At 73.8% G+C, this 12,163-nt stretch carries 9 protein-coding genes; 5 read left to right on the plus strand and 4 right to left on the minus strand.

All coding sequences use genetic code 11. From position 1 onward, the window contains the following. Positions 1-116: 116 nt before the first annotated feature. On the minus strand, positions 117-2,162 hold the full coding sequence (locus ACI79Y_RS17070; RefSeq protein ID WP_457159641.1) for an acyl-CoA dehydrogenase family protein: 2,046 nt from the start codon (positions 2,160-2,162) through the stop codon (positions 117-119). Continuing rightward, entirely contained in the window at positions 2,159-2,854 is a 696-nt protein-coding gene (locus ACI79Y_RS17075) for a TetR family transcriptional regulator (protein ID WP_457159642.1), read from the minus strand. Before ACI79Y_RS17075 ends, ACI79Y_RS17070 begins: the two co-directional genes overlap by 4 nt. A 107-nt stretch (positions 2,855-2,961) precedes the next feature. On the opposite strand from ACI79Y_RS17075, the gene ACI79Y_RS17080 reads away from it, so the two are divergent. The 4 genes from ACI79Y_RS17080 to ACI79Y_RS17095 all read left to right on the plus strand — a co-directional run bounded on the left by ACI79Y_RS17080 (position 2,962) and on the right by ACI79Y_RS17095 (position 8,215). Further along, positions 2,962-4,245, plus strand: coding sequence for an acetyl-CoA C-acetyltransferase (locus ACI79Y_RS17080; RefSeq protein ID WP_457159643.1), 1,284 nt, complete (start codon positions 2,962-2,964; stop codon positions 4,243-4,245). A gap of 131 nt (positions 4,246-4,376) precedes the next feature. After that, positions 4,377-5,732, plus strand: a complete 1,356-nt coding sequence (locus ACI79Y_RS17085; protein ID WP_457159644.1) for a 3-oxoacyl-ACP reductase — start codon at positions 4,377-4,379, stop codon at positions 5,730-5,732. Further along, positions 5,732-6,580: a MaoC family dehydratase gene (locus ACI79Y_RS17090; protein WP_457159645.1), complete on the plus strand. Its 849-nt coding sequence runs from the start codon at positions 5,732-5,734 to the stop codon at positions 6,578-6,580. Before ACI79Y_RS17085 ends, ACI79Y_RS17090 begins: the two co-directional genes overlap by 1 nt. A gap of 147 nt (positions 6,581-6,727) precedes the next feature. After that, positions 6,728-8,215: an aldehyde dehydrogenase family protein gene (locus ACI79Y_RS17095; RefSeq protein ID WP_457159646.1), complete on the plus strand. Its 1,488-nt coding sequence runs from the start codon at positions 6,728-6,730 to the stop codon at positions 8,213-8,215. Positions 8,216-8,293: 78 nt separating this feature from the next. Here the strand turns inward: ACI79Y_RS17095 and ACI79Y_RS17100 are convergent, their stop codons facing one another. Beyond that, positions 8,294-9,328, minus strand: coding sequence for a DUF1611 domain-containing protein (locus tag ACI79Y_RS17100; protein WP_457159647.1), 1,035 nt, complete (start codon positions 9,326-9,328; stop codon positions 8,294-8,296). Continuing rightward, positions 9,325-10,356, minus strand: a complete 1,032-nt coding sequence (locus ACI79Y_RS17105) for a dipeptide epimerase (protein ID WP_457159648.1) — start codon at positions 10,354-10,356, stop codon at positions 9,325-9,327. The genes ACI79Y_RS17100 and ACI79Y_RS17105 overlap by 4 nt, the downstream gene beginning before the upstream one ends. A 242-nt stretch (positions 10,357-10,598) precedes the next feature. On the opposite strand from ACI79Y_RS17105, the gene ACI79Y_RS17110 reads away from it, so the two are divergent. Beyond that, positions 10,599-12,161, plus strand: coding sequence for an ABC transporter substrate-binding protein (locus ACI79Y_RS17110; protein WP_457159649.1), 1,563 nt, complete (start codon positions 10,599-10,601; stop codon positions 12,159-12,161). Positions 12,162-12,163 lie beyond the last annotated feature (2 nt).

Consider the following 12,163-nt stretch of genomic DNA (forward strand, 5'->3'; position numbering starts at 1 on the left):
CAACACCGGGATTTCGCCCTACAAACCCCGCGCAATACGTCGCGAGAAAGCCCGCGCCGTATCTCGCCAGAACGCGCCCGGGCTCCCCCGCGCGGGGTGGGTGCGGCCGACGTCGGCTACTGGGCGGGGGTCAGCTCCTGGTCGGTGCCGGTCGCCGGTGCCTCCGGCTCGGTGCCGTGCGACCGCAGCGCGGCGTCGTGGGCGGCCATCGTCTCCTGGCGGCCCGGCTCCTCGGCCAAGATCGCGCAGTTCAGCCAGGCATCCGGGACGGCGAAGGCGTCGACCAGGGTGCGCATGTGCGGGCGCAGCTCGGCGAGCAGCTCGTTGACCGCGCCGGTCAGCGCCTTGGCCCGCTGCGGGGTGATCCGCGAGTGCTCGAGGAACCAGCCCTTGTCCGCCTCGATGGTGGCGAGGGCGAACAGGTCGCAGACCCGGGACAGCAGCGCCCGCGCGGCCGGGTCCGCCGTCCGCTCGATGCCGGCGACGAACGCCTCCAGCACCACCCGCTCCATGTGCGCCTCGGCGGCCTTGAGGGCGTGGTCCTGCACGTCGTTGAAGACGTCGAACTGCCGGCCGTCCCGGTGCGTGGCGGCGTTCTTGCGCAGCCGCTTGATCACGCCCTCCAGGACGTGCTTCTCCCGGTCCTCCAGCACCTTCAGCTGCCAGCCGCGGTCGGTGAAGGGGACGTCGTCCTCCCGGCCGGGGACGGCGTCGACGAGCCGCTGGATCAGCGCGCGCGCCGCCGTGCGCTCCAGCACGGTCTCGCGCACCTGCTCGGCGACGAACGCCGCCTTGCCCCAGCCGTCCAGCGAGCCGAAGGCGTCCCGGTAGCCGGTGAGCAGGCCCTTGGCGACCAGCTGCATCAGCACCGTGTTGTCGCCCTCGAAGGTGGTGAAGACGTCGGTGTCGGCCTTGAGCCCGGGCAGCCGGTTCTCCTGCAGGTAGCCGGCGCCGCCGCAGGCCTCGCGGCAGAGCTGGATGGTGCGGGTGGCGTGCCAGGTCTGCAGCGCCTTGAGCCCGGCGGCCCGGGACTCGAGCTCGCGCTGTGCTCCCTCGTCGACGGACTCGGCGCCCAGCACGTCGTGCATCGTGCAGAGCAGCTCCTCCTGGGCGAAGGAGAAGGCGTAGGTGCGCGCCAGGGCCGGCAGCAGCTTGCGCTGGTGCACCAGGTAGTCGTTGACCACCACCTCGCGCTCCTCGCCAGGGGCGGAGAACTGGCGGCGGACGTCGCCGTAGCGGACGGCGATCTCCAGGGCCACCTTGGTCGCCGACGACGCCGAGCCGCCGACGCTGACCCGCCCGCGCACCAGGGTGCCGAGCATGGTGAAGAAGCGCCGGGTCTCGTTCTCGATGGAGCTGCTGTAGGTGCCGTCGGGGGCGACCTGGCCGTAGCGGTCGAGCAGCATCTCCCGCGGCACGCGCACGTGGTCGAAGCTCAGCCGGCCGTTGTCGACGCCGAGCAGCCCGGCCTTCGGACCGTCGTCGCCGATGGTCACCCCGGGCAGCGGGTTGCCCTCGGCGTCGCGGATCGGCACCAGCCAGGCGTGCACGCCGTGCCGCTGGCCACCGGTGACCAGCTGCGCGAACACGACCGCCATCCGGCCGTCCTCCGCGGCGTTGCCGATGTAGTCCTTGCGGGCGGCCTCGTGCGGGGTGTGCAGGTCGAAGGTCTGCGTCTGCGGGTCGTAGGTGCAGGTGGTGCGCAACTGCTGGACGTCGGAGCCGTGGCCGGTCTCGGTCATCGCGAAGCAGCCGGGCAGGTCGAAGGAGATGATCGGCGGCAGGAACTCGTCGTGGTGGCGCTGGGTGCCCAGCGCCTGCACGGCCCCGCCGAACAGGCCCCACTGCACGCCGGCCTTGACCATCAGCGACAGGTCGGCCTGGGCGAGCATCTCGATGGAGACCACCGAGCCGCCGCTGTCGTCGGACCCGCCGTGGGCCCGCGGGTAGCCGAGGGCGACCCGGCCGGTGGCGGCCAGGTCGGCGGCCAGCCGGGTCACCCGGTCGCGGGCCTCGGTCATCGTCTCGCCGTGCACCGTCGCGTAGTGGGCGGTGCCGAGCTGCTCGCGGGCGTCGCGGCGCACGTGCGCCCACCGGCCGTCGAGGACCTCGGTGAGCCGGGCGGGGTCGACCGGCGTCAGCGGCGTCGGTGTGCTGGTCATGCTTCCTCCATCGGACGCGCGGGGGGAGTGGTTGAGGGCCCAGGGGTGGACGGCGTCGGCGTGACGACGCCGCGCAACCCGGTCCAGGCCAGGTCGGTCAGGTGGGCGGCGAGCTGGGTCCGCGGCATCGGCTGCTCGGCGCGCAGCCACCAGTCGGCGGCGGCGCGCACCAGCCCGATCACCCCGTGCCCCCAGGGCGCGGCGGCGGCGGTGTCCTGCCCGGCCCGGCCGAGCGCGGCGGCCACCAGCGCACCGACCTCGTCGCCGATCAGGTCGGAGAGGCTGCTGATCGGATCGGCGGCGACGGGCTGGTCGACCAGGGCCGAGCCGACGACGAAGCGGTACACCGCCGGGTCGGCCTCGATGAACGCCAGGTAGGTCTCCACGGCGGCCGACACCATCTGCCGGGGGTGCTCGCTGCCGCCGATCGCCTCCCGCAGCTTGCGGGTCAGCTGCTCGGCGACCCGGGCGCAGACGGCGACGTGCAGCTCGCTGCGGTCGGCGAAGTGCCGGTACACGACGGTCTTGCTCGTGCCCGCCTCGGCGGCGATCTCGTCCATCCCGACACCGGGCCCGTGGCGGCCGACGGCGACCAGCGTCGCCTCGACCAGCTGCTCGCGCCGCGCGCGCCGGTGGGCGTCCCAGCGGGAGTCACGCCGGTCCCGCGGTGCGGGCGCCGTCTCGGTGTTCACGGCACCGAAAGTACCTGATACCGTCGGTACCTGACACGGGGCACCTGCCCCTCTCCGCCAAAATGGCCATTTTGGCGAGCAGGCCGATCTCGTCCGGAGGTCCTCCCATGGCTGCACAGACCCGCAAGGCCGCGATCGTCGGCGGCAACCGCATCCCGTTCGCCCGCGCCAACGGCGCCTACGCCCGGGCGAGCAACTCCGACATGCTCACCGCCACCCTCGACGGGCTGGTGGCCCGCTTCGGGCTGCAGGGCGAGCAGGTGGGTGAGGTGGTCGCCGGCGCCGTCCTCAAGCACTCCCGCGACTTCAACCTGACCCGCGAGGCGGTGCTCGGTTCACGGCTGTCGGCCGCGACCCCCGCCTACGACGTGCAGCAGGCCTGCGGCACCGGCCTCGAGGCCGCGATCCTGGTCGCCAACAAGATCGCCCTCGGACAGGTCGAGTCGGGCATCGCCGGTGGGGTCGACACCGCCTCCGACGCCCCGGTCGCGGTGAGCGAGGACCTGCGCCGGGTGCTGATGGAGCTCAACCGGGCGAAGACCGTGCAGCAGCGGCTCAAGGCGCTCGGCCGGCTGCGCCCGGGCCAGCTGGCGCCCGAGATCCCGCGCAACGCCGAGCCGCGCACCGGCCTGGCGATGGGCGACCACGCGGCGATCACCGCGCAGGAGTGGGAGATCGGCCGCGAGGAGCAGGACGAGCTCGCCGTCCGCTCGCACCACGCGCTGGCCGCCGCCTGGGACGCCGGGTTCTTCGACGACCTGGTGACGCCGTACCTCGGGCTGGCGCGCGACAACAACCTCCGCCCGGACACCTCGGTGGAGAAGCTGGCGAAGCTCACGCCGGTCTTCGGTCGCGGGGAGGGCGCCACCATGACGGCGGGCAACTCCACGCCGCTGACCGACGGCGCCTCCGCGGTGCTGCTCGCCTCCGACGAGTGGGCCGCCGCGCGCGACCTGCCGGTGCTCGCCCACCTCGTCGACGCGCAGACCGCCGCGGTCGACTACGTGCACGGCGGCGAGGGGCTGCTGATGGCCCCGGCCTACGCCGTCCCGGTGCTGCTGGAGCGCAACGGCCTCACCCTGCAGGACTTCGACTTCTACGAGGTGCACGAGGCGTTCGCCTCGACCGTGCTCGCCACCCTGAAGGCGTGGGAGAGCCCGGCGTTCTGCAAGGAGAAGCTCGGCCTGGACGCGCCGCTGGGCTCGATCGACCGGTCGAAGCTGAACGTGCACGGCTCGTCGCTGGCCGCCGGGCACCCGTTCGCCGCCACCGGCGGGCGGATCGTGGCGACGCTGGCGAAGACGCTGCACGAGGCCGGCCCGGGCAAGCGCGGGCTCATCTCCATCTGCGCGGCCGGCGGACAGGGCGTCGTCGCCATCCTCGAGAGCTGACGCGCCCCCACCCATCCGCGCTTTCGCGCGCGGAACCACCCGCGCTTTCGCGCGCGGAACCACCCGCGCTTTCGCGCGCGGAACCATCCGCGCTTTCGCGCGCGAAACCATGTCTGGGAGGACGAACCCACGTGAGTGACTGGTACCGCGACTTCGCCAACTCCGGCGTCGGCACGACGATCACCAAGCAGCTGGGCATGCCCCGGCCCGCGCAGCTGCGCCGTTACGAGCCCGGGCAGCCGCTGCTCCCCGGCCCTGCGCTGGTGGGCTCCGCCGGCGCGGGCCGGCTGCGCGACCAGGTGACCGCGCTGCTGCGCGACGCCGGGGTCACCGTCGTCTCCCCGGTGGTGGCCGACGGCGACGACGACGGCGGGAAGCTGGGTGCCGTCGTGCTGGACGCCACCGGCCTGACCGGCCCGGGCGACCTCGCCGCCGCCCACGACCTGCTCGCCCCCGCGGTGAAGCGGCTGGGCGCGAGCGGCCGGGTGCTGGTGCTGGCCGACCCGCCGGCGACGGCGGAGGGCCCGGCGCAGGCCGCGGCCCGGCAGGCGCTGGAGGGGCTGGTCCGCTCGCTGGCCAAGGAGCTGCGCAACGGCGCCACCGCCAACCTGGTGCTGGTGCCGGAGGGCGCCGAGGCGGCGCTGGGCAGCCCGCTGCGGTTCTTCCTCTCCGGCCGCGCGGCCTACGTCGACGGCCAGGTGCTCACCCTGGCTGCCGCCGACGTCCCGGCCGAGACCGACGCCGAGCGCCCGCTGGCCGGCAAGGTCGCCGTCGTCACCGGCGCCGCGCGCGGCATCGGCGCGGCGATCGCCCGGGTGCTGTCCCGCGACGGCGCGCACGTGGTCGTCGTCGACGTCCCGGCCGCCGGTGAGCAGCTGGCGCAGGTGGCCAACGAGATCGGCGGCACGGCGGTGGCCCTGGACATCACCGCCGACGACGCCGGCCCCCGGCTGGCCCGCCAGCTCGTCGCCCGGCACGGCGGGGTGGACGTCGTCGTGCACAACGCCGGAATCACCCGGGACAAGCTGCTGGTGAACATGGACGCCGCCCGCTGGAACTCGGTGATGGCGGTGAACCTGCAGGCCCAGCTGGACATCACGCAGGCGCTGCTGAGCACCGAGGGTGCGCTGAAGCCCGGTGCCCGGGTGGTCAGCGTCAGCTCGCAGTCGGGGATCGCGGGCAACCGCGGGCAGACCAACTACGCGGCGTCCAAGGCCGGGATCATCGGGATGGTGCGCGCCTGGGCGCCGGAGTTCGCCGCCCGCAACGCCACGATCAACGCCGTCGCACCCGGCTTCATCGTCACCGAGATGACCGCGAAGATGCCGCTGGGCACCCGCGAGGTCGGGTCGCGGCTGAACTCGCTGCAGCAGGGCGGGCTCCCGGTCGACGTCGCCGAGACCATCGCCTTCCTCGCCCAGCCGGCCAGCGCCGGGGTCAACGGCCAGGTCGTCCGGGTCTGCGGCCAGTCGCTGCTGGGGGCGTGATGGCCGCCGTGACTGGGGCGCCGAACCTCCCCGCGCTCTTCGCCCGGGCCGCGGTCACCGCGCGCGGCCGGGGCGGCGACCTGCCCGACACCCACCTCACCCGCGCCGCGGTGGCGGTCGACCCGGCCCAGCTGGCCGACTACGCCGCCGTCTGCCGGTTCCCGCTGGCCGACGCGCTGCCGGTGACGTTCCCGCACGTGCTGACCTTCCCGCTGCAGGTCGCGCTGATGGCCGACCGCAGCTTCCCGCTGGCGCTGCCCGGGCTGGTGCACGTGCGCAACCGGATCACCGTGAACCGGCCGATCGGGGTCGACGAGAAGCTCGACCTCGAGGTGTGGGCGGACCGGTTCGCCACCCACCGGAGCGGGGCGACCGTCGACCTGGTGGCCTCGGTGCGCAGCCGAGGCGACGAGGTGTGGCGCGGCCGCTCGACCTACCTGGCCCGCGGGGCGACCGCCCCGGACGGCGCACCGGAGGCCGACGTCGAGGTGCCGGTGGGCGACGTCGAGCGGGTCGCCGCCCGCTGGCGGGTGCCCGACGACGCCGGACGCCGGTACGCGAAGGTCTCCGGCGACGTGAACCCGATCCACCTCTCCGGGCTGACGGCGAAGGCGTTCGGTTTCAAGCGGGCGATCGCGCACGGCATGTGGGTCAAGGCGCGGGCGCTCGCGGCGCTGTCGGGCCGGCTGCCCGACGCGGTCAGCGTGGACGTCGGCTTCCGCAAGCCGCTGTTCCTGCCGTCGACCGTCACCCTCGCCACGGCCCAGGCCGACGGCGGCTGGGACCTCGCGGTGCGCAACGAGAAGAGCGGCGTCGAGCACGTCGTCGGGGTGGTCCGCCCGGCCTGACCACCCCGGAAGAGTGTGATCTGCCTTCCAGTTACCGGGAGACGGCTACGAAGAGTGGGGTGACTTTCCGTTGTCCATGACGGACGGTTGCTCCAGACAGAGCTGTCGCTGAGGGCAGCCCCGCGGGGCTGCCGGTGAGAGGGAGAGATGAGCACGAACACACTGGCCCAGGACCACGCCGAGCAGGTCGCCCTGCCCCAGGGCAAGCACTACATCGACGGTCAGTGGCAGGACGGCACCGGCACCGAGCGCCGCGACGTCGTCGACCCGTCGACCGGTCGCGTCGTCACCACCGTCCCCGAGGGCACGGTCGAGGACGTCGACCGGGCCGTCGCCGCCGCCCGCCGGGCCTTCGACAGCGGCCCGTGGCGCACGATGAGCCCGCGCGAGCGCGGCGCCATCCTGCAGCGCGCGGCCCAGCTGATCCTGGAGAACGGCGAGGAGCTGGCCCGGCTGGAGAGCCTGGACACCGGCAAGCCGATCACCTTCGCCCGGCAGATCGACACCAACACCACCGCCGAGCACTTCTCCTACTTCGCCGGCCTGGCCGGCGCGATCGAGGGCGCGACCCGCGGCATCCGCGGCCCGGGCCTGGCCTACACGCGGCGCGAGCCGCTGGGCGTGGTCGCCGCGATCACCCCGTTCAACTTCCCGATGATCCTGTCGACGTCGAAGATCGCCCCCGCCCTGGCGGCCGGCAACACCGTCGTCCACAAGCCGGCGGAGGACACCCCGCTGACCGCGCTGCGGATCGCCGAGCTGCTCACCGAGGCCGGGTTGCCGGCCGGGGTGCTCAACGTGGTGACCGGGCACGGCGCCGTCGCCGGCGACCGGCTCAGCCGGCACCCGGACGTCGACCGGATCGCCTTCACCGGCTCCACCAAGGTCGGCAGCATGATCGCCGCCACCGCGGCCGCCAACGTCACCCCGGTGACCATGGAGCTGGGTGGGAAGTCGGCCAACGTCGTCTTCGACGACGCCGACCTCGACGAGGCGATCCAGGCCGCGGTCTCCGCGTTCGTCTTCAACACCGGCCAGTTCTGCATGGGCGGCACCCGGCTGCTGGTGCAGCGCGGCGTCTACGAGCAGGTGCTCGCCGGCGTCGTCGGCGGCGCCACCCACGTGCCGGTCGGCGACCCGCTGGACGAGGGCACGATCGTCGGCCCGATGGCCGGTGAGCGGCACCTGGAGAACGTCGAGCGCTACGTCGCGCTGGCCACCGGCGAGGGCGGCAGCGGCCGGGTCGTCGCCGGCGGGCAGCGGATCGAGAAGGACGGCGGCTTCTACATGGCGCCGACCGTCGTCGCCGACGTCGCCCAGGACTCCCGCCTGGTGCAGGAGGAGATCTTCGGCCCGGTGCTCACCGTGCAGGTGTTCGACACCGAGGAGGAGGCGGTCGCGCTGGCGAACGGCACGCCCTACGGGCTGGCCGCCGGGCTGCACACCAAGGACGTCGCCCGCGCCCACCGCGTCGCGGCGCAGCTGGAGGCCGGCCTGATCTGGGTGAACACCTACGGCATCCTCGACGTCGCGCTGCCCTTCGGCGGCTACAAGGCGTCGGGCTACGGCCGGGAGAACGGTCCGGAGGCGCTCGACGAGTACCTGCAGACCAAGTCGGTCTACCTGGCGCTCTGACCCACGGCTCGACCGCAGCGGCCGTCGTCCCGGACTCCCGGGGCGGCGGCCGCTGCCGTACGCACCCGGACCCGCCGCTCAGGCCAGTGCGGCCAGCACGGCGTCCAGCAGCCGCTCGGGACCGAACCGGACGACGTCGTCGGCCACGAGGCCGGTGTCCGCGGCGGCCCGCTCGATCGCTGCCCGCGCCGCGGCGTCGTCCAGTCCGGCGGTGTTGAGCGCGACCGCGGCGACCCGGGCCGGGCGCACCCAGCCGGCGGCCTGCTCGTAGCCCTGGACGATCTCGGCGAGCGGCGGCAGCGCAGTGCGCGGGTAGTCGGCGATCGCCGAGCGCCCGGCCCGGTGGCAGAGCACCAGGGCGTCGGCCGACGAGCCGTGCAGCAGCCCGAGGGTCACCCCGGAGTAGGCCGGGTGGTAGATCGACCCCTGGCCCTCCAGCCACAGCAGGTCGCCCCGGGTGGCGCCCTCGCGGACCAGCCGGTCGGCGGCCCCGGCGACGTAGTCGGAGACCACCGAGTCGACCGCGGTGCCCCAGCCGGAGATCGCCACCCCGGTCTGCCCGGTGGCCACGAACACCGACGACAGCCCCCGGGCGCGGGCGGCGCGGTCCAGTTCCAGGACGACGCTCATCTTGCCGATGGCGCAGTCCGAGCCGACGGTGTGCACGACCCGGGCGGGGACCGGTTCGTCGCGGGGGACGTCCAGGTCGGCCGGGGCCGCTCGCAGGTCGCGGATCGCGGCGCCGTGCTCGGCCGCCAGCCGGGCCAGCTCCGGATCGCTGCGGAGGTCGGTGTGCAGTCCGGCTTCCACGTCCAGGCCCAGCCGCAGGGCGTCGGCGAGGACCCGGTGCCAGGCCGGGGTCAGCCGCCCGCCCAACGGGGCGACGCCGAGGAGGATGGTCGTGGCGCCCAGGGCGGCGGCCGCCGCCACGTCGGGGACCACCGGCGCCGGCGAGGCGCAGAAGGGGACCACGTCCACGGCTCGTTGCCCGGCGTGCACCTCGTCGACGACGCACACCACCTCGCGCGGGCCGTACCGCAGCACGCCGTGCGCGGTCTTGGCGTAGGACTCCGCCAGCTGACCGGCGGTGAGGACGGCGAGCCGCTCGGTCATGCCGCCGCCGGGGTCAGGCCCAGCCCGGGGGCGTCGGGCAGCACCAGCCGCGCGTCGGCCAGCCCCAGCCCGGTGAACGGCTGGTCGGAGACGAGCAGGTGGCCGTCCAGGTCCACCAGGTCGGCCAGCGGCCCGAGCTGGGCGGCCTGGGCGATCCCGAGCTGCGACTCGATCATGCAGCCCAGCATGACCCGCAACCCCAGGGCCGCGGCGGCGTGGACCATCCGGTGTGCCTCGCGGATGCCGCCGCACTTGGCCAGCTTCACCACGACGCCGTCCGCGTACCCGGCGGCAGCCGGCACGGACGCCAGGTCGGTGCAGCTCTCGTCGAGGAAGACCGGCAGCCGGTCGGGGACCTCCCGGTACCGGGCGAAGGAGTCCAGGTCGGCTGCGGGGAAGGGCTGCTCGATCATCTCCACCCCGAGTTCCCGCAGCCGGGGCAGCAGCTCGCGGACGCCGTCGAGCGTCCAGCCCTCGTTGCCGTCCACGCGCAGCCGGGCGGGGGAGACCGCCCGGATCGCCTCCAGCCGGCCCAGGTCGTCCGGCCCACCCACCTTGACCTTGTAGACCTCGAACCCCGGTGCGCGGCGGACCCGGGCGACGGTCTCCTCGACGGTGGAGATGCCGATCGTGAAACTGGTCGCGGGCTGCCGGCCGTCCAGCCCGAGCAGCCGCCAGACCGGGAGGCCGTACCGCCTCCCCACCCAGTCGTGGGCGGCGCCGTCCAGCGCCATCTTCGCGCCCTGCGGCCCGGGCCACTCCCGCAGCCGCCGGGCGATGCCCTCCAGGTCGCGGAGGTCGGTGCCGAGCAGCTCCGCGCCGTCCGCCTCCACCGCCGCCGCCATCCCGGCCACCGACTCACCCGCGTAGCTCACCGGCGCGCCCTCGCCGTGCGCGGTCACGCCGTCGGCCTCGATGCGGACGACGAGCACCTCCTCGGTGTCCACCGACGAGCGGGCGATGGTGAAGGTGTCGCGCAGGTGCAGCGTCTGCGACCGGCAGCTAACGGCCACGGTGTCGTGGGCCATCGGGCTCCCTCCTGGCGGGCGGGCTGAGCCCTCACCCTGGCCGGGCCGGACCGCGGTTGGCAAACGGTGCCCGCCTCCCTCGCTCCCTGTGCGCTTCCCCCGCGCTGCGGGGCGGGGAACGCGTACGGAGAGCGTGGGACGCGCCATCGGGTGCGGACGTGGCCCGCCGGGCGCATGATCACGAAGCGGCAACGATCACCCGTCCCGCCCTGCAACCACCCGGCGGCGGGACGAGGGTCGGAGTGGACTCTGACGTCGACCCCGGAGGCAAGCCCGTGCGCGCCCCACGACTCCTGTTCCTCGCCTCCGCCGGCGCGCTCGCACTGAGCGCCTGCTCCGGCGGCGATAGCGTCGACACCGGCAACGGTGGTGGCGGTGCCGGCGGCGACGACGTGCTCGTCGCCGCGGTGAGCGCCCAGCCCGACCAGTTCGACCCGCACGTGACCAGCGCCTACCCGAGCTTCCAGGTGCTGGAGAACGTCTACGACACCCTCGTGGTCCCCAACCCCGAGGACCTCACGATGGAGCCCAGCCTCGCCACCGAGTGGGAGACCAGTGACGACGGGCTGACCTGGACGTTCACCCTGCGCGACGGCGTCACCTTCCACGACGGCAGCGAGTTCGACTCCGCCGACGTCGTCTACTCCTACAACCGGATCATCGACGAGGAGCTGAACAACGCCTACCGGTTCGCCAACGTCGAGTCGGTGACCGCCGACGGCGCGGACACGGTCGTGATCCAGGTCAGCCAGCCGACGCCGAACCTGCCGGCGCTCATCGGTGGCTTCAAGGGGATGGCGATCCTCCCGGAGGGCGCCGCCGAGGAGTACGACCTGACCACCGAGGCGGTGGGCACCGGGCCGTTCACGCTGGAGAGCTCCGACGCCAGCAGCACCGAGCTGGCCGCCTACGAGGACTACTGGGGCGGCGCACCGAGCATCGGGGGCGTCGAGTTCCGCTACGTCACCGAGCCCGCCGCGGCGCTGACCGCGCTGCAGAACGGCGAGGTGCAGTGGACCGACAACGTCCCGCCGCAGCAGATCGAGTCGCTGCAGGGCAACGACCAGGTCGAGCTGGCCACCACCCCGAGCGTCGACTACTGGTACATGTCGATGAACTACGCCCGGGAGCCGTTCGGCAACCCGGCGGTGCGCCGGGCGATCGCCACCGCCGTCGACCGCGACGCGGTCACCGAGGCGGCGCGGTTCGGGGCCGCCGAGCCGAATCAGACGGCCATCCCCGAGGACAGCTTCTTCCACTCCGACTACGCGCCCTACGACGCCGACCCGGCGGCCGCCCAGCAGCTGCTCGAGGAGGCCGGCGTGCAGACGCCGATCACGATGGGGCTGATGGTCACCGATGAGTTCCCGGAGACGGTGACCGCCGCCCAGGTGATCGCCAGCCAGCTGCAGCCGATCGGCATCGAGGTCGACGTGCAGACCGTCGACTTCGCCACCTGGCTGGACCGCCAGTCGCAGGGTGACTTCGACGCCTTCATGCTGGGCTGGCTGGGCAACATCGACCCGTTCGACTACTACCACGCCCAGCACATCACCGACGGCTCCAGCAACTACCAGGGGTACAGCAACCCCGAGGTCGACCGACTGCTGACCGACGCGGCCAGCGAGACCGACCAGGACGCCCGCAAGGACCTCTACGACCAGGCGGCGCAGCTGATCGTCGACGACGCGTCCTACGTCTACCTCTACAACCCCGACGTCGTGCAGGCGTGGGCGCCGGGGCTGTCCGGCTACACGATCCGCCCGGACAAGGCGATCAACTTCGAGGACGTGGAGCTGCCCTGACC

Source organism: Modestobacter sp. SYSU DS0875 (genome assembly GCF_054050915.1).